30 protein-coding genes and 2 pseudogenes are annotated in these 24,471 nt (G+C 34.0%); 26 read left to right on the top strand and 6 right to left on the bottom strand.

Features of this window, described 5'->3' with window-relative positions:
* Positions 1-71: 71 nt before the first annotated feature.
* Genes JEM65_RS08740 through JEM65_RS08730 form a run of 3 tightly spaced genes read left to right on the top strand, consistent with a single transcriptional unit; the run spans position 72 to position 1,827 of the window.
* Positions 72-356: a helix-turn-helix domain-containing protein gene (locus JEM65_RS08740; RefSeq protein ID WP_199598351.1), complete on the top strand. Its 285-nt coding sequence runs from the start codon at positions 72-74 to the stop codon at positions 354-356.
* Between the two features lie 3 nt (positions 357-359).
* Entirely contained in the window at positions 360-1,181 is an 822-nt protein-coding gene (locus tag JEM65_RS08735) for a hypothetical protein (RefSeq protein WP_199598592.1), read from the top strand.
* Positions 1,165-1,827 carry a cell division protein ZapE gene (locus JEM65_RS08730; protein ID WP_199598591.1) on the top strand — a complete coding sequence of 221 codons (663 nt, stop codon included), beginning with the start codon at positions 1,165-1,167 and terminating at the stop codon, positions 1,825-1,827. Before JEM65_RS08735 ends, JEM65_RS08730 begins: the two co-directional genes overlap by 17 nt.
* 79 nt (positions 1,828-1,906) lie before the next feature.
* On the opposite strand, the pseudogene JEM65_RS22955 reads toward JEM65_RS08730, so the two are convergent.
* Together JEM65_RS22955 and JEM65_RS08725 are read right to left on the bottom strand one after the other, a co-directional pair.
* Positions 1,907-1,996 (bottom strand): annotated as a pseudogene (locus tag JEM65_RS22955) (GDCCVxC domain-containing (seleno)protein); the annotation flags it as partial.
* A 404-nt stretch (positions 1,997-2,400) separates the two neighbouring features.
* The gene (locus JEM65_RS08725; RefSeq protein ID WP_199598590.1) at positions 2,401-2,874 is read right to left on the bottom strand and encodes a SanA/YdcF family protein; all 474 of its coding nucleotides are present in this window, start codon (positions 2,872-2,874) and stop codon (positions 2,401-2,403) included.
* A 341-nt stretch (positions 2,875-3,215) separates the two neighbouring features.
* Between JEM65_RS08725 and JEM65_RS08720 the strand changes: the two genes are divergently transcribed.
* The 14 genes and pseudogenes from JEM65_RS08720 to JEM65_RS08655 form a co-directional block, all read left to right on the top strand.
* On the top strand, positions 3,216-3,824 hold the full coding sequence (locus tag JEM65_RS08720; RefSeq protein WP_199598589.1) for a class I SAM-dependent methyltransferase: 609 nt from the start codon (positions 3,216-3,218) through the stop codon (positions 3,822-3,824).
* Between the two features lie 471 nt (positions 3,825-4,295).
* Positions 4,296-5,174, top strand: coding sequence for a CorA family divalent cation transporter (locus JEM65_RS08715; RefSeq protein ID WP_199598588.1), 879 nt, complete (start codon positions 4,296-4,298; stop codon positions 5,172-5,174).
* An 89-nt stretch (positions 5,175-5,263) separates the two neighbouring features.
* On the top strand, positions 5,264-6,139 hold the full coding sequence (locus tag JEM65_RS08710; RefSeq protein ID WP_199598587.1) for a DUF808 domain-containing protein: 876 nt from the start codon (positions 5,264-5,266) through the stop codon (positions 6,137-6,139).
* An 82-nt stretch (positions 6,140-6,221) separates the two neighbouring features.
* On the top strand, positions 6,222-7,184 hold the full coding sequence (locus JEM65_RS08705; RefSeq protein WP_199598585.1) for a calcium/sodium antiporter: 963 nt from the start codon (positions 6,222-6,224) through the stop codon (positions 7,182-7,184).
* Between the two features lie 48 nt (positions 7,185-7,232).
* Complete coding sequence (locus tag JEM65_RS08700; RefSeq protein WP_199598583.1) at positions 7,233-8,105, top strand: CorA family divalent cation transporter; 873 nt, start codon at positions 7,233-7,235, stop codon at positions 8,103-8,105.
* Positions 8,106-9,104 carry an FAD:protein FMN transferase gene (locus JEM65_RS08695; RefSeq protein WP_199598582.1) on the top strand — a complete coding sequence of 333 codons (999 nt, stop codon included), beginning with the start codon at positions 8,106-8,108 and terminating at the stop codon, positions 9,102-9,104.
* A 1-nt stretch (position 9,105) separates the two neighbouring features.
* On the top strand, positions 9,106-9,879 hold the full coding sequence (locus tag JEM65_RS08690) for an undecaprenyl-diphosphate phosphatase (RefSeq protein WP_199598581.1): 774 nt from the start codon (positions 9,106-9,108) through the stop codon (positions 9,877-9,879).
* Positions 9,880-10,030: 151 nt separating this feature from the next.
* Entirely contained in the window at positions 10,031-10,342 is a 312-nt protein-coding gene (locus JEM65_RS08685) for a hypothetical protein (RefSeq protein ID WP_199598580.1), read from the top strand.
* Positions 10,343-10,449: 107 nt separating this feature from the next.
* Entirely contained in the window at positions 10,450-10,506 is a 57-nt protein-coding gene (locus JEM65_RS23075) for a zf-TFIIB domain-containing protein (protein ID WP_199598621.1), read from the top strand.
* Positions 10,507-10,754: 248 nt separating this feature from the next.
* Positions 10,755-11,078 carry a hypothetical protein gene (locus JEM65_RS08675; protein ID WP_199598579.1) on the top strand — a complete coding sequence of 108 codons (324 nt, stop codon included), beginning with the start codon at positions 10,755-10,757 and terminating at the stop codon, positions 11,076-11,078.
* A 31-nt stretch (positions 11,079-11,109) separates the two neighbouring features.
* A complete protein-coding gene (locus tag JEM65_RS08670; protein WP_199598577.1) occupies positions 11,110-11,790 on the top strand; it encodes a response regulator transcription factor in 681 nt (226 codons plus the stop codon).
* Positions 11,787-13,040 carry a sensor histidine kinase gene (locus JEM65_RS08665; protein WP_199598575.1) on the top strand — a complete coding sequence of 418 codons (1,254 nt, stop codon included), beginning with the start codon at positions 11,787-11,789 and terminating at the stop codon, positions 13,038-13,040. Before JEM65_RS08670 ends, JEM65_RS08665 begins: the two co-directional genes overlap by 4 nt.
* Positions 13,041-13,098: 58 nt before the next feature.
* Positions 13,099-13,527: a hypothetical protein gene (locus JEM65_RS08660; protein ID WP_199598573.1), complete on the top strand. Its 429-nt coding sequence runs from the start codon at positions 13,099-13,101 to the stop codon at positions 13,525-13,527.
* A 107-nt stretch (positions 13,528-13,634) separates the two neighbouring features.
* Positions 13,635-13,841 (top strand): annotated as a pseudogene (locus JEM65_RS08655) (ATPase); the annotation flags it as partial.
* A gap of 107 nt (positions 13,842-13,948) precedes the next feature.
* Here the strand turns inward: JEM65_RS08655 and JEM65_RS08650 are convergent.
* Positions 13,949-14,578 (bottom strand): N-acetylmuramoyl-L-alanine amidase family protein, encoded by a 630-nt coding sequence (locus tag JEM65_RS08650; protein ID WP_199598571.1) that lies wholly within the window; start codon positions 14,576-14,578, stop codon positions 13,949-13,951.
* 189 nt (positions 14,579-14,767) lie between these two features.
* Here JEM65_RS08650 and JEM65_RS08645 point away from each other — a divergent pair, with 189 nt between their 5' ends.
* From JEM65_RS08645 to JEM65_RS08605, 9 genes are read left to right on the top strand one after another with little or no spacing between them, the layout of a single operon-like run.
* Entirely contained in the window at positions 14,768-15,055 is a 288-nt protein-coding gene (locus JEM65_RS08645) for a hypothetical protein (RefSeq protein ID WP_199598569.1), read from the top strand.
* Between the two features lie 31 nt (positions 15,056-15,086).
* A complete protein-coding gene (locus tag JEM65_RS08640) occupies positions 15,087-15,371 on the top strand; it encodes a hypothetical protein (RefSeq protein ID WP_199598567.1) in 285 nt (94 codons plus the stop codon).
* Positions 15,358-17,760: a TraG family conjugative transposon ATPase gene (locus tag JEM65_RS08635; protein WP_199598565.1), complete on the top strand. Its 2,403-nt coding sequence runs from the start codon at positions 15,358-15,360 to the stop codon at positions 17,758-17,760. Before JEM65_RS08640 ends, JEM65_RS08635 begins: the two co-directional genes overlap by 14 nt.
* A gap of 4 nt (positions 17,761-17,764) precedes the next feature.
* Positions 17,765-18,397: a conjugal transfer protein gene (locus JEM65_RS08630; RefSeq protein WP_199598563.1), complete on the top strand. Its 633-nt coding sequence runs from the start codon at positions 17,765-17,767 to the stop codon at positions 18,395-18,397.
* Positions 18,398-18,399: 2 nt separating this feature from the next.
* Complete coding sequence (locus tag JEM65_RS08625) at positions 18,400-19,242, top strand: hypothetical protein (RefSeq protein ID WP_199598562.1); 843 nt, start codon at positions 18,400-18,402, stop codon at positions 19,240-19,242.
* A 10-nt stretch (positions 19,243-19,252) separates the two neighbouring features.
* Complete coding sequence (locus JEM65_RS08620; RefSeq protein ID WP_199598561.1) at positions 19,253-19,876, top strand: conjugal transfer protein TraK; 624 nt, start codon at positions 19,253-19,255, stop codon at positions 19,874-19,876.
* Positions 19,857-20,786, top strand: a complete 930-nt coding sequence (gene traM, locus JEM65_RS08615; RefSeq protein ID WP_199598560.1) for a conjugative transposon protein TraM — start codon at positions 19,857-19,859, stop codon at positions 20,784-20,786. Before JEM65_RS08620 ends, traM begins: the two co-directional genes overlap by 20 nt.
* 29 nt (positions 20,787-20,815) lie before the next feature.
* On the top strand, positions 20,816-21,670 hold the full coding sequence (locus JEM65_RS08610) for a DUF4138 domain-containing protein (protein WP_199598559.1): 855 nt from the start codon (positions 20,816-20,818) through the stop codon (positions 21,668-21,670).
* Between the two features lie 7 nt (positions 21,671-21,677).
* Positions 21,678-22,043, top strand: coding sequence for a hypothetical protein (locus JEM65_RS08605; protein WP_199598558.1), 366 nt, complete (start codon positions 21,678-21,680; stop codon positions 22,041-22,043).
* A 222-nt stretch (positions 22,044-22,265) separates the two neighbouring features.
* Here JEM65_RS08605 and JEM65_RS08600 read toward each other — a convergent pair whose 3' ends face one another.
* The 3 genes from JEM65_RS08600 to JEM65_RS08590 form a co-directional block, all read right to left on the bottom strand.
* Positions 22,266-22,817 carry a hypothetical protein gene (locus tag JEM65_RS08600; RefSeq protein ID WP_199598557.1) on the bottom strand — a complete coding sequence of 184 codons (552 nt, stop codon included), beginning with the start codon at positions 22,815-22,817 and terminating at the stop codon, positions 22,266-22,268.
* A gap of 258 nt (positions 22,818-23,075) precedes the next feature.
* Positions 23,076-23,600, bottom strand: coding sequence for a hypothetical protein (locus JEM65_RS08595; protein WP_199598555.1), 525 nt, complete (start codon positions 23,598-23,600; stop codon positions 23,076-23,078).
* A 158-nt stretch (positions 23,601-23,758) separates the two neighbouring features.
* Positions 23,759-24,169, bottom strand: a complete 411-nt coding sequence (locus JEM65_RS08590; RefSeq protein ID WP_233530585.1) for a hypothetical protein — start codon at positions 24,167-24,169, stop codon at positions 23,759-23,761.
* Positions 24,170-24,471: the final 302 nt, after the last annotated feature.

Here is a 24,471-nt window from a genome sequence, read left to right as displayed (position 1 = left end):
CAAATCTGGTCAGGGGCTATCAAAATGATTGACAGCAATGCGATAGTCCCTTTCTACAAAACCATGTTATTATGCCAACAAGTATTATTACCACCGACGATCTTCGGGAATTCAAAATGGAACTGCTCGATGACATTAAAAACCTCTTAACCAAACAGTCTAAAGGGAAATTGAAAAGATACCTCAAATCTTCTGAGGTCATGGACTTGCTTCAGGTAAGTCCGGGCACATTACAAAATCTTCGTATCAATGGCACCTTACCTTACACCAAAGTTGGAGGAATCATTTATTATGATGCCGAAGAAATCCAAGAAATTTTGACTGCAAATCGTGTGCAGCACAACCTAAATTACTAAGCCATGAATTACATTAAACTACTCAATGCGGCCTATGAAAAATTTCTTTTGGATGACCGTCTAAATCCTCCACACATCAGTCTCTATATGGCACTGTTCCAAGAATGGAACAGTAGCCGGTTTGCAATTCAATTCTATGTGAATCGAACGGATTTGATGACGGCCTCCAAAATCCGTTCAAAATCAAGCTACCATAGGTGTGTGACCGACCTAAACTCATGGAATTATCTTTCATATTTTCCTTCCAAAAGTCCTTATAAGGGAAGCAAAATAAAGATGTCCATTCTTTGCACAGATGATGGGGCTAATATGGGATGTGACAGTCCCATATTAGAACATGTGGCGGAACTCTACAGTCCCAAAAACAAACCGACTCTGGGACACTACAGTCCCATATCAGGGGAGTACAGTCCCATATTGGAACAGGTTGCGGAACTCCACAGTCCCAATTATGAACCTGTCATGGGACACTACAGTCCCACCACAGGACTTAAAATGGGATCTACTATAAACAATACCAAACAAGTAAACATTATAAAACAACCAAAGGGCTGGCAGGCCGTTATTAATTTTTTTTTAGAAAAAAGTTTTACTGCTGATGAAGGAAAAAAATTCTTCGAGCACTATGAAAATCGGAATTGGAAAACAAGTGATGGTAAAGACATTCGAGATTGGCGTGCTTTAGCCGCTAACTGGATGGATAGAACAGCGCTATATTCCGAAGCAAACAAACCAAACAAAAATCAACTGTCCCATCCCGATGGATATCGGGACAAGGACAACCTGCGAACCACTAAAAATAAAGATTATGGACAACCCCTCTAAAATTATTGAAGATGATGTGGAATACTCACTGGGCGAATTTGATGGTAAGCACATCATTTATGATTTTGATCTCATCCTGACCTATCTGGCTGTCAAGGGAAAATCCTTATTTGGAAACCATTTTAAGATTTATGATAAAGACATTACAGTTATTCGCAAACTGTGCCATTATTTTATAAAGGACAAAGACTATTGCGAGAAAAATGATATAGACCCGGATAAAGGGATACTTCTTTGCGGTCCTGTGGGCTGTGGAAAGACCAGCTTAATGAAGCTCGTGCGCCATATTGTGCCTACGCAACGACCTTATGAAGTCATTCCTTGCCGCAATGTCACGTTTAGTTATAATCATCTTGGTTTTAAAACAATCGAAGATTACGGAAACACGAAATCGTTCTGTTTTGATGATTTGGGCATTGAGCCCGCAGGACGATTTTATGGAAGGGATCTCAATGTGATGGCAGAAGTACTCCTGTCCCGTTACGAACTCTTTTTGGAGACCAATGCTAAAATCAAAACACATGCAACATCCAACTTAAGTGCAGATGAATTGGAAGTACTTTATGGGAATCGGGTACGAAGCAGGATGAGGGAACTGTTTAATTTGATTGCTTTTGACACAAAAGCTGGGGATAAACGGAAATGACTTAAAAGACTTTTGATGAATAATTATCTTTACAGGACTACTACTAATTATTTACTCTTTAATGCTGAATATAAAATTTTCAATAACAACGACTTCCTTCTTGAATTGGCGAAAAAGTAATTGTTCCATAAGAGCAATATACACAACAATCCTTTTCTTTAGGCTTTAGAACTTCCTTGCCATTCTTTCATTCACGCGGATTAGGATATCAACTTTTAGTGTGGAGCACCAATTTACCAGTCAACCTCAAAAGGGTAAATTGGTTGGCCGCAGTTAATTTATCAGAAGATGAAAAAAGCGTACGGCATATGAATCCTTTAACAATAATAGAAGTATTTTCGAAGCATCCATTGCATCAAAAAGATTGATTCTCAATAGGTTTTATCAGGATTGAATCATTTTTTTTGTGCCTATACCCTAAACAACTGATATTTTAAAAATGCAACACACTTTTAAAATTTGAGTACGCAAGAAAATACAAAATAAATTGAAACATAATAAAGTCAGCCGGTTAATGATTCACATATGTGTCAAATACTGAAGCAAAAATAATAGAGAACTCTCCTATTAAATTCAGATTGACACGTTTGTGAGGATATAAGATTGAACATTTATAAATGCTTTTACCCTAGCGAAATATTCTCGTATATACGTTTTTGGCGCAACCGTAAAAGGAAGGCTTTCGGCATTGATTCCTATGGCATTTAATTTAAGATTTTTAGTAAAATAAATAGCCCGTTGGTTGTGAAACTTTTGGGTAATAATAATTACAGGATTGTTGAGATGATTTTTTTTAAAATTCTTTAGGGATTGAAACGTATTAATTCCTTTTTCATCTAAAATAATTTTACTTTCTGGGACACCAAGGGCAATAAGAGACTTTTTAATTTGTAAAGGTTCATTGTAATATTTGTCTGAGTGGTCACCACTTGCAATGATAGTATCAATTTTATTTGAGTGGTACAAATCTGCTGTACTTTTCATTCGTTCAACATAAAAAAAGTTATTACCGCCTTTTATCAAATATTTACTTGTCCCTAAAACCATACCATAAGTTGTTTTAGGAATTTTATCAGCAGTATCATAAAGGTAATGTGAGGAAAAAGTAAGTATATAAAAATTTATAAAAACGGTAAACAGCACGAACAAAACAACTAACCTAATAAACCATTTTTTAAATTTTCGAAAACTCACTTTTTATCAAATATAAACTGTTAACTAATAAAAAACCTAAACATAGAATACTAATCTTTAGCAAAACTTAAGAGATGATTAAATTTTTTATTTGCCTTTTGAAAGGAGAAATAAGTTGAAACTGCCTTCAAAAAAACAAATGGATACTCAACTTAAATATTGCTAAAGAATTGATGGTTAAAATTGCAAATAAAATGAAAATCTCTTCACTAGAATATATAAGTACCATAAAAACAAGTGGCACTATTGGCTCAAGCTCTAAACACTTAATAAACAAGTGCTTAAAGGGCTTAAATTTTAATGAACCGAAAATCATTTTAGAGTTTGGAATGGGCAATGGATGTATTACCAAAGAAATATTAAAAAAAGTAAATCAAGACACCACCATTTACTCTTTTGAAACAAACCCCAAATTTTACAAATACTCTAAAAACAAGTTTAAAGACAACTGTAATCTCAACATATACCATACATCGGCGCTAAATTTTGATAAAGTGATGAAAGCTTATTCTATAAATAAAGTTGATTATGTAATATCAAGTCTTCCAATTTCTTTATTTGAAGAGGCAGACACCAACCTACTGTTGAATAAAATAAAGCGCTATTTAAGTGTTAATGGTCGTTTTGTTCAATATCAGTATAGCCTTAATAAGCACGGTTTGTTTAAGAGCTTGTTTAAAGAAGTGAAAGTAGATTTTGCATTATGGAATCTTCCACCTGCCTTTATTTATAATTGTAGAATTACAAGTTTAGTCAAACAAAATTCAGGGAACGCATTAATACCTATTAAATCAAATGAATAAAAATGAAAATAGTCGCAAAATATCATTTCATTTTATCAGTGAACCTACAGATGTAAATTTTGGAGGTAAAGTTCACGGTGGAATTGTTATGAAAAGGATAGACCAAACAGCCTACACCTGCGCAAGAAATTGGGTCGGTAATTATTGCGTAACCATTTATGTTTGAGGTATTAGGTTTTATAAGCCTGTAAGTAAAGGTGACGTGATTAAGATTGTCGCATCTGTAATTTAGACAGGAAATACAAGTATCCACATAGCTGTAGATGTGTTTTTTAGAAATTTCGAACAACCAGATTTTGAAAAAAAACGCATTGTGTCATTGTATTTGTATCTGTGGACGAAACTGAAGAACCAACAGTTGTAAAAAATGGATACCTAAAACTCAAAAAGAAAAGCAAATGGCAAATTATGCTCAGAAGTTAAAGACTTTAAGAGAGCAAATTAGTAATGAAATGAAACCTTTTTTTACGAATGAGCAGGACAACTAAAACATTTAGCAACTTCACTTGGACGGACCTTAAAAACCCAACTCAAGATGAACTAAAAAGTCTAGACCAACCTTTTAATCTCGATTTTAATTTATTGGAAGATAGTTTACAACACGGTCATTTACCCAAAATAGAAAAAATCAATGATTATACGTTTATTATTCTACGGGCCTATACTTCTGAAGCAATGAAAAATGCCACTACAGTGGAGGAATTATCAAATAAAATAGCCTTTTTTATTAATGACAATAATCTTTTGACTATCCACAGAGCTGATTTCGATTTCTTGAAAAATGTTCCGGACACTTATCATAGCAGTCAAGCACTAATGTTGAAAATCATAGACAATATGCTGCTGACCTATAAGCATCCACTTGAAATACAAAGCAGTAAAATGGATGAGTTTGAAAAAGAAATATTTCTAAAAAACGGACTTAAGCTTTCCATCGAGTCATTGTATTACCAAAAATCTGAAGCACGAATTTCTAAAAAGTTGTTGCAACTAACCCAAAACGTTCTCAATAACATTTCTGTAGCAACAGAATTGGACACAACTATAAGTGATATAAAAGATACCGCACTTAATTATCTCTTGCAATATGAAGAAACCATAGAAGAGGCCAATTCTATTTTAAACACCTATTTATCCATAACTGCGCATAAAAGTAGTGATGTAATGAAACTGTTGACCGTTTTTTCGGCATTCTTTTTACCATTGACTTTTATAGCTGGTATCTACGGAATGAATTTTGACATAATGCCGGAATTGAGATGGCAAAATGGTTATTTCATAACATTAGGTGTAATGGTGTTTGTCGCACTAGTCATCTATGTTTGGTTTAAATTAAAAAAGATATTTTAAAAACTAAATATCCAGTAAATACGGCAAGGAACAGACACCTTAGGAGTACATAAAAATAGATAACGAACAATTAAAGTAGAATAAAATATATGGCATCAGGATTTTTTGCATTACTAGATGATATCGCAGCACTTATGGATGATGTTGCCGCAATGAGTAAAATTGCCACCAAAAAAACAGCAGGTATTTTAGGAGATGATTTGGCAGTAAATGCCGAAAAAGCATCAGGATTTGTTTCTTCAAGAGAAATGCCGGTTTTATGGGCCATTACAAAAGGCTCATTTTTAAACAAACTCATTATTTTACCGCTGGCATTTCTTTTAAGTGCATTTGTACCTTGGGCAGTTACTATCATATTATTGATTGGTGCTGTTTATTTGGCATATGAAGGTGCAGAGAAAATTTACGAATATCTAATACCCCATAAACATCCTAAAAGTGCAATTGAAACCAAAGAATTATCAGAAAGTGAAATCTTAACACATGAAAAAGATAAAATAAAATCGGCTATTGTAACCGACTTTATTTTATCTGTTGAAATTGTAATTATAGCTCTTGGCACTGTTTTAGAGAAATCCTTAACCACTCAAATTTTAGTGGTTTCATTTGTAGCACTTATTGCAACGGTTGGGGTTTATGGCATTGTAGCACTTATAGTTAGAATGGACGACTTGGGCTTTAAATTAATTAAGTTGAGTAATAATAAAAATGGGATAAGAAAAACTGTTGGTAATATATTGGTACAGGCACTACCTAAGATTATTAAAAGTTTAGCCGTTATTGGTACTATAGCCCTTATTCTAGTTGCTGGTGGCATATTTTTACATAATGTACACTTCGTTCACGAACTTCTAAAGGCATTACCAGCACTTTTAGCCGAATTTATTACAGGCTTGGTTGTGGGAATTATTGCCTTGATACTGGTAAAAATATTTAAAAATATCTTCACGAAAAACATTAATTAATGTATATACCACTACCGGTTAGGCACAAGCTACAACAACACAGTCAGGAATCAAAAAAAACTCTTTTAATAGACACTATTTTATGGTAATTACAATAACACTCTTCGTTTTGGGCTTTGCTCTTTTAATTAAAGGGGCAGATATATTAGTTAAAGGAGCCTCTTCTATCGCAAAGACTTTTGGTTGGTCAGATTTAGTTATAGGCTTAACGATAGTATCCTTTGGCACATCAATGCCTGAATTGATTGTAAATATTATGGCGAGTATAGAGGGCAGTGCAGGTATAGCTGTAGGAAATATTCTTGGAAGTAATATTTCTAATATATTATTGATTATTGGTATTTCAGCGATAATTTATCCATTACCGCTAAAAAACAGTACAGTTTTTTCAGAAATACCTTTCTCTATAGCTGCTATATTACTTGTAGGCTTTCTTGTTAATTCTGAATTACCTTTTGATACTGTAAAGCACGAATTGAGTTTTTGGGATGGCATACTGCTTTTATTTTTCTTTTTGCTTTTTATGGCCTATATCTTTAAATTATCGAAAGAAAAAGACATTACTATTTCAACAGATGACATAATTAGGTACTCAACCAATAAATCCATTTTATATATCGTTTTGGGCTGCTTGGGCTTGTTTTTTGGAGGTAAGTGGATTGTTGATGGAGCAATAGTTTTTGCTAAAATGTATGGATTAAGCGAATCATTTATAGGATTGACTATTGTAGCGGTTGGAACCTCCTTACCTGAATTAGCCACCTCTGCCGTTGCTGCATACCGCAAAAACACAGATATTGCAATAGGTAATGTTGTAGGTTCAAATATCTTCAATTTACTGTGGATTTTGGGAATAAGCTCTTTAATCAAGCCGTTACCTTTTGCCGCAGAAAATAATACAGACATTTTAACCGTATTACTTGCAAGCAGTTTTTTAATTATAGCATTAGTAATAGGTAAGAAAAACCATATTGACCGCTGGAATGGAATGTTTTTTATAATTACTTACGCAATGTATATAACTTATCTTATTATTAAACAATAATGACAAGCGTAAGTTATGGGATTTCTAAAAAGTTAAGACAGCGGTCAAATGATAAAATTCACAAGTAGAGAAAATGGGCAACTGAAAATAACATCCGGATTAGATGCTGTGGCTTCCAACTGTATTTGGATTAATTTGATTGACCCAACAGAAGAAGATAAAAATTTCGAAGAAACAACGCTAAAAATAGAGCTATTTACACGGCAAGAAAGAGAAGAAATTGAATCCAGTTCAAAATATATTGAATCTGATAATGAGATAGGCATAAATCTTAATTTTTTAAGCACCGAAAATGAAAACTTCATAAATGAACCCATATCATCTATTTTAAAAGACAATTTTTTAATTAACCAACGTCAAAAGGATTATAAAACTTTTTCTCATGCCTATTATCATAAAATAAAGCCGTATCGACCTAAAAACGGTATTGATGTTTTTTTGACCCTACTCGAGATAAGTATTGATTTTGATGCGGACTTTATAAAAAGCACAACGGATAAAATAACCGCCTTACAAGAAACCACCATATCCATACGTGAAAATATTATAGAAAAGCAAAGAATACTGTCCGCCACTTTTAAAACTTATTTTTTTTCAACAGATAAATATGACACCATACGAATAATAATAAAAGATTATGGTTCTTTATTAGAACACACTAATTTTAATTTCGACAGGCTCGAATTTCTTCAAAACACCTTTCTTGGTTTAGTTGATATAGAGCAAAACCAAATCATAAAAATTTTCACGGTAGTTACTGTTATTTTTATGGCACCCACCTTAATAGCCAGTATGTATGGTATGAATTTTAAGTATATGCCAGAATTGGACAAAACTTGGGGATATCCATTTGCTATTGGTTTTATGGTACTTTCCTCTTTAATTACGTTGCTGTTTTTTAGACGTAAAAACTGGTTGTAAATGAAAGGAGCTATCTACTTTTTTTGTGTAGTTGTGTTGTTGTTTTTAGTGAGTTGTAAAACTAATAACAAAGAAACCTACAAAACACTACAAGGAGTGGTTTTTGGTACAGAATATAACATTCAAATTGATTCTCATATTGATTTTTCAAAACAAATAGACTCTGTTTTTAAAGCAGTTGACCGTGCGGCCAATACCTATGATAAAAATTCGCAAATCTCTGTTTTAAACAGAACAGGGGTTTATAAAGACCCATCGCCTACTTTTGTGGATATGCTCAAAAAGGCACAATACTATTATAACCAATCAAACGGATATTTTAATCCAGCTATTTATCCTTTAATAAGTGAATGGAAAAATGGATTTGAGAATAGGGCTGAAATAGATACCTCAAAAGTTGTTCAATTACTAAAATTGACTGATTTTAAGAATAACATTTCCATTGAAAAAAATCTGATAAAGACCACGGAAACAGGAGTTGAAATTGATTTGAGCGCCCTAGGCGAAGGATATACCATCGATGCAATTGCGTCTATTTTAAATAAAAGTGGTGTAAAAAACTATATGATTGAACTTGGAGGAGAAATGTATGCCAAAGGAAACAATCCTAGGGGAAAAATCTGGCTCATCGGCATCGAAAAACCCAGCAGCACCACTTCAATGTCAGAAAGAGCGGTAATAAATACCGTTTATTTGAACGATGTGGGTTTAAGCACTTCAGGAAGTTACAGAAAATTTTATTCAGATAGCCTAGGTAACAAGCATTCTCATATTGTAGACCCGAAAACAGGTTTTCCCGTATCGCATCATTTGTTGAGCGCCAGCATCAAATCTAAAGCGTCAACCGAGGCAGATGCGCTAGCAACGGCCTGTATGGCAATGGGGCTCAATAAGGCAAAACAATTTATTGAAGACAAGCTCGCTATTGAGGGCTTTCTAATTTTTTCAGAAAATGATTCTTTAAAAGTATGGAGTTCTAATAAATTTTTACAAGAGTAATATGAATGTACTACAGGCTATAATTATAGCAATCATCGAAGGACTAACAGAATTTCTTCCCGTTTCATCTACTGGGCACATGATTCTCGCCTCTTCGGCAATGAAAATTCACGATGATGAATTTGTAAAAACTTTCGAAATTGTTATTCAGTTAGGGGCTGTTCTTGCTATAGCTTTAATGTATATAAAACGATTTTTTCAAAGTGTTGATATTTACATCAAATTATTTATTGCGTTTATTCCCACTGCCATCATCGGTTTTTTGGCATACGATTTTATTAAGGATGTACTTTTCGATCCTATCGTGGTTTCTATATCACTAATTATAGGAGGTGTAGTTTTAATACTAATTGACAGAAGGGTGGTAAACACCCAAAGTAAAATAAAGAGCTTAGAGCAAATATCAAATAAAAATGCTTTTTACATAGGGCTTATGCAGTGCTTATCAATGATACCGGGAACTTCGAGAGCGGCTGCAAGCATCGTAGGCGGCGTATTCAATGGCTTTAACAAAAAACAAGCAACTGAATTTTCATTCTTATTGGCAATACCGACTATGTTTGCTGCTACGGGCTATGATTTGCTTAAAACACCAATTTCTTTTTCCGCTTATGAACTAAAATTATTGGGTATTGGTTTGTTGGTTGCTTTTATTAGTGCTTGGTTTGCGGTAAAAATATTTCTAAAAATAGTAGAGAATTACGGATTCAAACATTTTGGATATTATAGAATCGCGATTGGAGTAGTTTTTTTGATTTTTATTAGTGAACTGTAATTTTTTTAAATTGAGGATTATATTCCAATAAAAAACAAAACGCTTACCCTTCTTATATTTTGCTAAAGAATTACATTATACATTAGTACCAAATTTCAAACATAAAATGATTGTAATAGGATTAATAAAAGGAAATATAAAATAGGAAATCATGAAAAACATTTTAAAATACAGTTTATCGTCTATAATGATATTTTTATTAATGTCGTGTAGTGAAATGAATAATAAAGTTAATGAAAACCTTGATAGCTTAAGTAACAAAGCAGAGCAACTTGATTCAATTGTAACTGCAAAAACAGATAAATTTAAAAATATTGACTCTTTGGTTGAATTAAAAACAGGTAAAATAAAGGAGCTAGATTCTCTATTTGAAAAGAATCGTTCCAAGGTAGATTCCATTGCAAACAAGGTTGACTCTATGTCGAATAAAACTATGAAATCATTGCAAAATATTCTCAATTAATTACGGTATCTGATTAAGATGAGGAACTAATAATATAAAAAACATTCAAAAATGAAATGTCCAAATTGTACTAGGAACTTAGAAATGACTGACCGTAAAGTGTAGAAATTGACTATTGCCCAGATTGCCGAGGTATATGGTTAGATCGTGGAGAACTTGACTAAATTATCGAGCGTTCTTCTGAAAATACTCAAACCTATCGACAAAGTAAAGATTCACAACAAGAATATACCAAGTTTGATCAAAAACATCCTGATTATAGAAAAAAGAAGCGGGATTCTTTTTTAGGTGATTTATTTGATTTTTAAAATCTTTTTTTGATTTAGAATTCACCTATATAAGGATCGTATAAATATATTCCAAATAATAAAAGAAATAGATATCACAAAACAAATTAAGGTATATAGGACTTATGGAACTTAAATCATTTTCTCTTGCGTTTGATTGTTTGAAAAAACGAATTTTACTTGAAAATTATCTAAATCACTCGCTAGCGTTAAGCTATGTAAATCAAAACACCAACAGTTTGATTAGCAATAATTGGCTGACATATAAAAACGAGTTAAATGTTCCCGTAGGACAAATGAACGAACTAATTGTTAATTTTGACAATTTATATTTCTATTTAAAGGAGGGTGGCTCTTTTAAAGATGGTCACGAACTATATGAAAAGTTAGAGTTGAAATTCAATAAAATCTATCAATCCTCAGAGAAAATATCAAAACAAACAAATTAATGGTGGTTTTTATAATTTAAAATGCTTATTGATGAAAATATTGGTTATTGAGGACAATATAGAATTATTAAAAGACATTAAAGAGTATCTTGAGCGTGAAGGCAATGTATGCGAGATTGCTAAAGATTATCAATCAGCATTGTCAAAAATAAATGATTTTCAATATGATTTATTAGTAATTGATATTACATTACCAGATGGTAGCGGGTTGGATATTATAAGAGAAGTTAAGCAAGAGAATATTGATGTGGGCATCATTGTCATTTCGGCAAAGAATGCTTTAGATGATAAAATAAATGGGTTGGAATTGGGCGCAGATGATTATTTGACAAAGCCTTTCTATCTGCCAGAACTCAATGCCAGGATAAAAGCACTGTACAGGCGAAAGATTTATAATGGTAGCAACGATATTATTTTCAATGAAATAAAAATAATACCTGAAAAACGCTTGGTTTTAGTAAATGAACAAGCTTTAACTCTAACACAAAAAGAATATGATATTATCAATTTCTTCATCGCTAATAAAAATCGCTTACTGACAAAGGAAGCCATTGCAGAACATATTTGGGGCGACCATATAGAAAATTCAGATTCATTTAATTTTATATATACACATCTAGCTAATTTGCGAAAAAAAATCTCAGATTTCGGTGGACAAGACTATATCAAATCTATCTATAGAGTAGGCTATAAATTTAGTGATCAAGAATGAAGTTATTAGAAAAAACCAGCAAATACTATTTCATTTTTCTTTCTCTCTTTTCTTTGTTGACGATTATTATTTTTTACTATTCCATTCAATTTATGGTTTATGATGATATAGATGAAAAATTGAAACATGAAAGCGAACGCATAAACTATTCATTTCAAGAACAAGGAAAACTTCCATCCTCTAATTATATTGTAGACATAATATCGATTAAGGATAATTTACCGTACACCAATGTTTTCAAGGATACCTTAATCTACGAAATGTATGAAAAAGATTTAATCCCCTATAGGAACTATGAATTTCACACCCCTATTGGCAAGGAAAGGTATAAAATAACGCTTAGAAACATTCTCTTAGATAGCGATGATCTAATTAGAGGTCTGTTTGTTACAACAGCGCTAATTTTATTATTAATGTTAACAGGTCTGTTTTTTTTAAATCAAAAAATCTCAAAACATTTATGGAATCCTTTCTTTAAGAATTTAACAAAACTGCGCAGTTACGATATTACGAAGAAAAACAAGGTGTGTTTTGAAACTTCTGATGTGAACGAGTTTAAAGAACTCAACAATGTAGTAAGTTCTCTAATAACCCAAATTGAATTGGATTTTCAAAATCTTAAGGAATTTAATGAAAATGTTTCGCACGAAATGCAAACACCATTAGCGGTGATGCGAAATAAAATGGAATTGTTGTTAGAAAGTAAAAATCTCGATGAAAGAGAGATAGAAATGGTGCAGGCAACTTATAGAGAAACCACTAAATTATCAAAAATAGGTAGATCCCTTGCCTTAATTTCTAAAATTGAAAACCAAGAATTCAATCAAAATCAGAATTTGAATATTAAGGAAATAGTTGAAGATGTATTGAACAACTTTGAGGAGATGATAGCATTTAAAAAAAATGACCTTAAAACAACCCTCATTGATAAAATTTTGATTTTAGACCCTATTCTGGCTAATATTCTATTTACAAACCTTATAAAGAATGCCATCCAGCATAACAAAGAAGAGGGTTTTATTTTTCTTTGTTTGGATAATGAAAAATTTGTAATTGAAAATTCTGGAGATGTTTTAAGTGAAGAACCGGAGAAACTTTTTAAGCGCTTTCATAAGAATAAGTATTCGTCGGAATCTATGGGTCTTGGTTTAGCTATAAACCGTAAAATTTGTGAACTTTATGGGTTTACCCTTGAATATAAACATCACGAGGGAATTCACCGATTTGTCTTATTTTTTTCTGAATTATAATTCCCTTAAGAATTTGGTTTTATGTTTTGGGAATATTAATGTTAATAATCGCTACTTAATGACTTCAAAAATATTTTATCCTTTCGATATTCAGCATATTGATTATGAGCGTTATTCATATACCGTCGATTTTGCACGACAAACGAATTCAGAAGTAACTTTCTTTACCGTTTTACCTGAAAACAGTTCAGAGCAAGAAAACAATATACCTCATCTTTATTTATCTCGGCACTATGGTTATTATCAATCATTTCATAATAGATGGCAAAGAATGGATGATTTTAAGAAAAAGAGGGTTTTTAAGGAGGGAGCGTTAAGATTGGAATTGAAAAAGATCTTGCAGACTGAACAATATGATCTGCTCATACCTAATTCAAGTGAATGTGAGCAGATAATAAATGAATTTTACACCAAAGCTCATATAATTAGTCATTCCTTAACAACACAACTTTTCAATTTTATTATTAAAGATAGCATTATAAAATAGGCTGATTCGTATTTTATAAAAATAGGAAATAATTTTGTTTCAATATCTCCATCCTTCCATAACATGGTGGATAATAGGTCATTCCATTTTCCAGGCCTGTGGGCTGTGGAAAGGATCTCAATGTGATGGCTGAAGTGCTCTTGTCCCGTTACGAACTTTTTTTGGAGACCAATACTAAAGTCAAAACACATGCTACATCCAACTTAAGTGCAGATGAGTTAGAATTATTTTATGGACATCGGGTGCGAAGCAGGATGCAGGAACTGTTTAATTTGATTGCTATTGATACAAAAGCTGGGGATAAGAGGAAATAAATCAACTTCTGAAAGACTTATATAATAAAATTACTTCAGATATAAATTGCTGAACAATGGTTTTCAAACTCTTCGTTAATTCTAAAAAAATATCTTTCATAATACTACTAATTTTGTATGGATAGCAGCATGGCCAATGCGATATGTTGGATATTATCGGTATCTGAAATATAGCTGGCTTCATCGACATTACTCAAAAATCCAAGTTCCAAAAGCATTGATGCAGAATAATTATTGATTTCTCGCAAAACCTGAAAATTTGCAAACTTCACACCACGACTTTCATAACCTACCGTTTTGCATAACATCTTTTCAATTTGATACGCGACAAATATGGATTCCATATAATATTTCCCTTGATCTCTTGAAGTATAAACCTCTATACCCCTTGCCTCAGGATTATTGGAATGGTTACAATGCAAAGAAATAAACACATCCGCTTTTAATAGTTTCGCCAACTTGGTTCTGTCCGATAACGAAATAAGCGTATCGCTATATCTCGTCAAATAAATATCCAACGGTTTTTCAGATTGTTCGTTGAGCTTCAGGATCTCATTCGCAATCTCCAATACAACATCCTTTTCTTGGATGCCATTTATTCCGATAGCACCAGAATCTTTTCCACCGTGTCCAACATCAATTACAATTCGTTTTTTGGTTGTCGTTTCCTGCCCAAAAATGATACACATTTTTAAGAGCAAAATCATAAAACAGACGTTTTTGAGCGCTTTTCTCATTTTCAATTTTCAGGTTATCAACAACACTACTACAAAATTCCATAGAATTTGACATCAATTAACAGCAACCGAATTCAAATTAATTCAAACAATATTTTATTTATAATTAACTGATTTTCAATGTTTTATAATCAAATATATGTAAATTTAAACTAACGAAAACGAATCAAAAATCTAAATTTTTCCGTTATGAAAAAATCACTCTATTTGGCAACATTTCTTTCTCTGCTATCCACTTCGCTTTTTGCACAAATTGGTGGTATTGAAGATTCAGTTGATGATGTCTCCAACACCATTCGAACAATTTTTCCCATCATTTTAGGGGTCATATTCCTTATTGGTTTCCTTTTTAACGCAGGACATTTTTTTGGAGAGAATGCAGATCTAAAAAAAGGGATTACCCGTGTTCTAGTCTTTGTCCTCATTGCAGGAGCTGTCGTCGGTATTTTCACTTATCTCATAGGAATCGTAGTCTAACTCTCTAAGAGAGATTTAATTACCAAGCGGTATGAAAACATTTGAGATCTATAAAAATATCAGAAAACGAGCGGTCATTTTTGGACTGCCCATTTCCCTGTTTGCGTTAATGATGGTGGCCATACTTGCTTCGCTATTGGTCATCATCTTCTCATTCAGCTTCGGGATGATTATAGGGATATTGATATTTAATGCAGCGCTCTACATCACCTTGATTCGGATTACGGACCACCCACAACTATTTCAAATGGCCAAGGCTTTTCCAAGTATCATCAGTAACAAACGAAATTCAGGCTTCAATTATGGACAAGATTAACCTTACAGCATATCGTCCGATTGCGGATATCCAGGACAATATCATCTTTGCCAATAATGGCAATGTGGTTTTGTGTTATGAAGCAACTCTACCTGAAATTTACTCATTATCTGAAAAGGATTTTGAAGATGTGCACGGTGCCTGGTTTCAGGCGTTAAAATCGTTGTCAGTTGGAACGGTCGTTCACAAACAGGACATTTACATCAAAAAATCTTATACTTCCGAACCCTTACCAAATTCGACCTTTTTGGAAAAATCAACGCACGAGCATTTTAAGGGTCGTGAATATATGGAACACCGTTGTTTCCTGTTCTTCATACTTACCAAGAACAAAGCATTAAACAATCCAAAATACGTCAATCCACTCCGAAAGATTGCCAAGGACATAGTTCAAAAAATGGATGATAACGTAAAAAGTTTTATCGGTGCTGTCAGTGATTCTGTTTCCTTTATCAATAACAGTCGAAAAATCGAGCTCGTTGCGCTAGCATCAGAACAAATACAAGAAATGACAAATTCATATTTCAACGGATTCAACGAAGGATTCGACACCGATATTTTACTTGAAAAAAAAAGCGTCACTATTGGCGAAAACCATTTTGATGCCCTTGCCATCAATAGCGAACTGTGCTTTGGCGAAAGTGTACAGAGTAGCAAGACCAATGAGAAATTCACTTCTGACGACTTCGTATTTCATCAAGGTTTTATTGATGGTTTAGGGCTTACGCTTAATGAAAACCATATTGTTAACCAGATCATCTATTTGGACGACAAACATAAGTGGCGAAAGCTACTCGATAAGAAGGTGGAGGAACTGAATAAAAGTTCAAATTTTGGCTCACAGAACAAAGTTGTTCTCGGCAAAATCCAACACATCCTTGACCAGATTAATGCCGATGATAATTCGCGCATTATCCGTGGTCATCTCAATATCATTTATTGGGATAAAAATCCAGAAAATTTAGCTCGGATAGGTTCTAAAATTAAGACTGAATTCAAAGAATTGGATATCATCCCCTACTATCCAAGAGGCGAAGAACGAAAGAACTATATACAGAACAGTTATTGCTGCTTTTCTTCAAATTTCAGCAATACCGATATGTATGTGACGGATTTGAAACATGCACTCTGCCTGTTCATCAATAATACCAATTACAAATCGGACCCTACAGGAATTATTTTCAACGATAGAGCACACAACATCCCTGTCTTAAAGGATGTTTGGGATGACCGTAAGAAACGCATCAAAGCCCGGAACTTTGCCATATTCGCTCCGACAGGCGAGGGCAAATCCTTTCTGGCGAATAATATCCTGCGTCAATATTTTGAAAGTGGCGTTCGTCTGGTCATTATCGACTTGGGGGGCTCATATACGAAATTCGCAAAATTGTATCCTGAACAGTATACCGTACTGCGTTATGAGAGTGGAAAGAATCTGGGTATTAATCCATTTTACATCAGCAATATATCTGACTTAGCTCCTGAACTTCTTGAAGATTTATCAGTATTTCTTTTTGAATTGTTTGCTTCAGACCTTAAAGTGACCAAGGCACAATCGGTTTCCGTCAAAAAGATCCTGCGTCATTATTATGACAGCACTTCAAAAAACCATTCCTTGGAAGGTTTCTACAATTTTATGGAAAGGAATCAGGAAGATCTTCTGGACACCCTTAAAATCCATCCCGATTATTTTAACGTCAAGAGCTTCTTGCACGTTATGTCTGAATATGTCGGCGATGGTCTCTATAGTTTTCTGTTTGAAGTTAGCGAAGACCAGACCTATAAAATCGAGGATAAACGTTTGATCATTTTTGAACTAGATGAAGTCAAGGATAACAAGGAAATCCTGTCCGTAATGTTGAAACTAATTAAATCAGCAATCCAACGCACCATCTGGAAAAATCGTGCTGAAAAAGGCATCATCCTATTTGATGAATTTGCCAAACAACTGAAGTTCGAAAATGTTCTGGAAAGTGTGGAATTCTATTACCAGGCCATACGTAAACAAAATGGTGCTATCGGGATTATTCTGCAATCCATTAATCAGCTTCCAAATAACTCAGTATCTGCAAGCATCCTTGAAAACACACAGGTCATTTACAGTCTGAACAATGAAAAAGGATATACTGAACTGGTTAAACGGCTCAATCTTTCCAGCCACGATTTAAACCAATTGAAATCCATCAAAAACAATCTTTCCGGTCCACGGAAGTATACCGAGATGTTTATCAAAATCGGCAAGGAAAGCAACATTTTTAGGCTTGAAGTTCCCAAGGAAGTGTATGCCGCCTATCTAACCGATGGACAGGAAAACGAGGCCATAATGGCCATTTATAAAAAGACCAATAATATGGAATTGGCTATAAAGGAATTCACTTCTAAATCCTAATACTATGAAAAACGCAATGAAAATTCAGGAACACTTTAACAATAGAAAGGTTGTGGGTAAAACAAAAACAGCAACGCTGTTAATTATACTCATTATAACCTTTTTATTGCCTGCACGCGCTGTGTGCCAGGGAATGCCCACGTATGACAACACCAATTTTATCAGCTTGGTAAAACAATTGATAGAATCCGGCAAACAGACCGCAAACATTATCAAAACCGTACAGTTTCTAAAAACCCAAAAAGAAAATATTGAAAAGGTCAATGATGTGGTCAAGCAATTAAACGCAGTTCGAGAAATTGGAAGGAATAACCAACGCCTTCTCAAGGTGATGCAAAATGATTTGAGGGACATTTTAGACAGTCCTTTCATAAAACCTGATGAAGTATCAAGGGTGTCACAATCCTTCACTTCGATTGTTGAAAACTCTTTAAATACACTCGATTTTATAGACGAAATTCTATCGAGCGATTATCTAAAAATGACCGATGCGGAACGTACAGCAATTCTAAAAGAAAAAGAACTGGAATCTACGGAAATGGTTTCCAATATTAAAACCAAAACAAAACGCTATAAGGATATCATTTCATTTCGGAAAATGCAGGACAAAATTAATAACCGTGAAACAGAATATTAGAGATGACCGCAACTTTCATTTTAGGAATAGGATTGGAATACATCGATACGGTTTTCCAAACGATACAGAACAGTAGTTTCTCACAATACACTATTGCAGGCATGAAGACACTCGCTGTACTATTTTTCCTGGTCAATATTCTCAAAAAATATAATGAAGGTGTTGCCGATAAGGACGGCTATACTTGGGGATTGACTCCAGGAGAACTCGCAAAGAATTTTGCAATAGTTCTATTGGTCATATTCTCAACTCAAGTATTAGGGTTCTTTGATGGTATCCTGGTCGCAATTGAAGGCCAATATCGTGCCACCGCTCCTGCTTTACTTCCCTTGCAATTACAGGACCTTCCAATAGAAGAAGACATACATCTTTTTGATGTCGCAAAAAATGCGATGACATTACTTTATGAAGCATTGATAACGCCGCTATATGGTTTTAAGATATTGGCTTTTATAATCAGTCTCTTTCTTTGGATTTTGGATTTATTTATTTATCCGCTGTTTTTAGCCGAACGCTATTTTCTACTGGGAATTATGCAAGCATTTTTTCCATTGGTCATTAGCTTGGCCGTATTTGAAAAATTCAGATCACTTGCCTATTCTTTTTTCAAATTATACGCGGCGGTTTATATGCTGGTACCAGCATTCTTTTTGGTCAACATATTCATTAACGCCATCTATACTGAAATCAATACAAATTTTTGGCCAAGTCTTTTTGGAACGGATGTAGGTCAAGGCTTTTTTGCTCCTGTGGTACAGCTGGGCTCAGTTTTTTTTATAGTAATTCTGAAATTCAAATTATACAGCCGTGCCACGTCATTCACACTCAGATTGTTCAATAGTTAAACCAATTTAAATGAAAACTCCGTACAGAAATATATATGGCATCCTAAAGTTAAACCGGCTCATCGTTTTAGCCGTTATCGTTTGTGCATTTTTATCAAGCTCCTTCTCGCTTTGGATGGCTTTTACGACCAATAAAAATGCCGTTAATAGTGCGTTCGCCATCAACACAGATGGCAGTGTCATTCCACTGAAACTCGTTTCTCAGAAGGAAAATTTCGCTGTTGAAGCATTGGCACATTTAGAACAGTTCCACAATTACTTTTATAATATTGATGCGAGCAATTATGAACGAAATTTAAAAAAAGCGCTTTGGCTAGGGAATAGTTCCGTAGACAACCTCTATCGTCAGAAAAAAGCGGATGGCGTCTATAATCGATTATTACAATACTCATTGGTTCAAAAAGTGCTCCGTATGGATTCCAATCTAAATGAAGAGAATGGAAAATATAGTTTCACGACCACTACCATTTTTGAAATCAACAGAGGCGTCATAACCGACACTTATGAATTGATTTCCAAAGGAAACCTGATCATGGTTGACCGAAACTTCCCCAACAATCCACACGGATTATTGATTACCGATTACTTCGAAAACACTCTAAAAAAAATTCAAAATGAAAATAGAAAAAAATAAAATAGTCTTTGCTGCAGTATTGGCAGTGATTTTCATTTTCCTTATTTCCTATTCACTCCTGATCATGGGAGATGACAAAAGTGAAAATGAGAACCTTAAGCAAACCTTAATCCCAGATTTGAAAGAAAACCAAAAACAGTATGATTCAAAATTGGATGCCATTAATGACCTTAAAGAGGTTCGCGAGACCAATGCACCCAGTATCTATAATGAAAAACTGATTGATTCTTTGGGCTTTTACGATCCCGATTTGCCACAACGAGAAAAAGAACGCATTGTAGATAGTATTTACAACTCCGGTAAAATCCAATACTCCGAGAAACGCTATCAAAACTTTAAACAAGTAAAAGTGACTCGAATGGATGCAAAACAGATTGATTCCGTCGAAATCAAGACGGAACAAAAAATTCAAGCCAAAGAGCTCGGATTGGAACATCAACTTTTTTTCGCCGCTTCGCCAAAGCCAAATGATAGTGCCACACTCGGCCATACCGATGAGAGCATTTATGTAGTTGTAGATGGGGATCAAATTGTAAAGGCAAATGCCAGATTAAGAATGCGTCTCACAACAGCGGCAAAAATCAACAATAGACTGATGCCAAAGAATACGGTCGTCTTCGGATTCATCACCTTTCAGCCTAATCGCGCTTTGATTAATATTGAGAATATCGATCATCATCCCATAAAGCTCAAAGCTTTCGATCTACAAGATGGCAGTGAAGGAATTTATGTCGAAAACAATTTCCGCGCTGAAGCCACCAATGAAGTTTTGGATGATATCATTGGCGATATCAACATCCCATCAGTTCCGCAAGTCAATGGAATTACTAAGGTGCTTAAACGCAACAATCGAAGCGTTAAAGTAACTGTACTTAATAATTACAAATTGATTCTTAAACCAAGGCCATAGGCCTATTTGATCTTCTAAATCCGACTCTTATGAAAAACTATATGATTATTTCTGCTCTTCTAATTTGCACGTTTGTATCACAACTTTGCTCAGCACAAGATTCAATGCAAGCATCCCAAGTTCTGGACACTATTTATGCCAATGACACCAAAAACGTTGCGCTATTTTTTCCTGAACCTATTCGACAGGGAATAACTGGGGCAGAGAATTTTGTCTTTACTTACAATCGTGAAAAAGAACAGTATTTTGGATTGCTCCAGGCAAAACCGGGGAAAGAAAGCAATCTTCTGATAGTCAATAAAGATGGCTCCGTTTTTTCGTATATTATAGGGTATAAAGAAAAACTTTCAAAGCTCAATTATTTCATTCCAATCTCTAGTAGTATTGGGAATGAAAAGCCAAAAGTAAAGGATTCGATCCCTGTTGAAACCACTGAGAAAAGTGTTGATTACGGTACGTATTATTATGAAAAATTCTGTAGGTATCTTCTGGATAGAAAACAGCGCATCGGTCGGATTAAGAAACAAAACGAAGGCATCGTTTTAAGTGTTGAAAATATTGTTTTTGATAAGTCAGCCCTCTACTTTGTTATTCAGGTTGAGAATAATTCTACTTTGGATTATGATTTGAATTTCTTGAATCTATCCGTTGAAACAAGACAAAAAGGAAAAAAGAAATCGTTACAGCGGCTATATCAAGAACCTCTTTTTAAGTATAATTTGCCTACTAAAATTGTAGAAAATGAAACGGTTCGATTCGTTTATGTGATGCCCAAGTTTTCATTGTCCAATGACCGTAGGGCAATTTTGGAACTGAACGAAAAAGATGGCGAACGTAATATTGAATTGAAAATATCACATAGATATATTAATAATCCAAACTGATACTGTTATGAAAAGAATATTCTTTTGCTCGCTTATATTGCTGTTTATTTCCTGTTCGGGAACGAATGACTCATCGCCATCTGCAATTGCAGAAATAGTCGCAGAAAGCTTTTATCAAGGCGATGAAGCCACACTCACAAAACATACAACAACTAAAGGTTTTGTGACCTATTCAAACTTCCAGAAAATGTTTGTCAAACCAAAAAGCTCAGAAACTGATTTTAAACTCATTGATGAAAACACCGCAAGCAACGTAGCATGGATAAAGTATTCGACGGCTTACGATAAAACGCCTGGAGTATTTAAACTGGTAAGGCTGGACGCAGAATGGAAAGTAACGGTTAGAGATCCTAGGGAAAAAGTGTCTTTTTAATTTTTTTCGTTGATCATTATTTGGATTGGTTCAGCAATAATTTTGTATTTAGACTTGGTCCACTTGAATATCAAAAGTTTGATTTAAAGCGCGCTCTATTAGCACCGAACCTCTCTAAAAAAATTTGGTTTTGAAAAACCCACTCCCAGTAGCTATCGGGATCCCAAGCATGCTCAGTCCAAGCAATAATCTATAAATGGTTAAGCACACAATTTTTTAATCCTAATTTAATTCAATATCCGCAACGTAATTCAATTCGGCCCAATCGACTATATCAAAGCTTTCGAACTGCTTTTTCCATTCAGACTCTTGACCTTCCATAACTTTGAACCGAATGATACCACTATTCAATTCTACATTGTGTTTGTGGTTCAGTTCTAATTGGTCCATTGATATTAGCCAGTCTTGTTGATAATCGATATTATTCATATCAAAAAGTCTTGGGAATATCCATATTTCGTTAGTTTGAGCATGTAAATAACCAGTTACGAACCAGTTTACGCCATCATTTGTATAATCTTTTTCGTTTAAATTGTCTAAGACATACTGTAGGCTATCAGGTGGTAAGTTAGACGTAAAAGATAATGAGTTAACATTATCAACTTCGAGTTCAAATTGGTTTATGAAGTCAAATACCTCATTAATATCTGTTCCACTCTTTATTCCAACTGAAACTTCTCCAGGAATAAACTCTTGGGTATCTAAATTCGAATTATCATTAGAACAAGATGATAAAATTACGATTGACAAGAATAACGTAATAATTGTTTTCATTGGTCATAGTTTTTAGATATCGTTTCTTAAATTATAATAAATCCAATTTGTGGTCTGTTGTATTCAATTAATTTGGTGTTAGAAATCAAAATTTTGTTTGTGAAATTCTCGCTGACATGATTCTTATCAACCCGAGGTTTTTCTACCTAGATTTTATTGAATTCCTTTTTATTTTAAAATTTCTTCAAAAATCAGAGTCTTTTTCATTTATCAAGTTTGTACTGATGGACATCTTTTAGACTAAGATGTTATGCAGATTTATAAGGTTTCGATGCTTTTAATATTTATTCCAATAAAACAGTCATCCACACAATTTTTATCTCGATATCCACAAGTTGAGATTATTCCGTTGTTTTCAGTTTCAAAATATGTTTGGGTATTATTTCTTTTAATTAGCCAATCTTGTTGGGCTTTTTCATAAACCTCGTCTAGTGTAATAGGTTCTGCTCCATTTTGGTGAATACCAATTTCATTTTCGTTTTCAGTCCATTCTAATTCCTCTTTTGGAATATCTTCTGATAGTCCGTCAGTAATGGTATATTTAAAATATCGTTCAATAATCACACCATTAGACACGCTTATGGTAGTTTCCTTATACGAACCAGCCCAAGATCCTGAACCAACGGTATATTTATAAGAATTATCCGATGATTCTTTAAAATCCAACCAAACGTTTTGACTCTTTTCAAAGTCACTTTGATAATTCAAATCGTCATCTGATGAGCAGGAAAATATGAAGCTGCTGATTAAAAGTAATGTAATAATGTAGATTTTGCTTTGCATTAGGCTGTCGTTTTTTATAATAGATACAAAATCAGTGATTTGGTTGCGTGTGATGAGTAGCAACTTCAAATTTGCACGATCATAACTTTCCAATCGAGTAATCAGGAGTGCGACTGACCTAACCTCAATATAATCGAACTTGTTATGTCCTTTACATTTTAAAACCGATATCCAATGCGCAAATGTAAATTCACTGCAACATCAGGTTCACTTATAAAAATTACGTTGTCTTTTTTAAAGTAATGCAAATAACCAACGCCGAATCCTGCTTCGTAATTAAAATGATCACCGATATTCCTCCTAATTCCCCAAGTTGGTATAATAGAAATATCAGTAATAAAATTAAGGTTACTTTCATTAGAAATGACAAACCAATCAGGATGATATGTGGTCTTTATTGAGATGAAATTTCCGCTGTTTCCATCTGTCCGTCTTGATTTACTTGCTCGCTTGTTCAAATTGTAATACCATCTAGGTTCGAGTGTTAAGACAGGCGTGAGCAGAAATCCCGTTATATTATTGCCATCGCTTATGGAAACCCCTGTATCGAGACCAATTTCGCTTCTCAACGCAATGAGATTGGTTAATTTTGATTCATTTTGTACCCAAATTCATAAAAAACCAGTTTGTATTCCGAAAATTGATTTTTCGACACTTACAGTTTGGGATTTTCCGATTAAGGTTAGTCCGCAGAAGATTAGGGTCAATGTGATTTTTTTCATTCTTTTAAATTTGTTTTTTATGTTAGGATTCTGGTTCAAGCGTGTACCCTTAAACGCTGAAAGTTGACTGAGCCTGTCGAAAAGGAGCGCCTCCAATTGTATTCATTCCATTATCAATTAACAAACCTTTTGAAAAAAGTCTTTGCTTA

It is taken from the genome of Gelidibacter salicanalis, from assembly GCF_016469035.1.
In the GTDB taxonomy this organism is placed as follows: domain Bacteria; phylum Bacteroidota; class Bacteroidia; order Flavobacteriales; family Flavobacteriaceae; genus Gelidibacter; species Gelidibacter salicanalis_A.
Note: the sequence above shows the minus strand (reverse complement) of the source record. Positions and strands in the feature narration are given on the sequence as shown.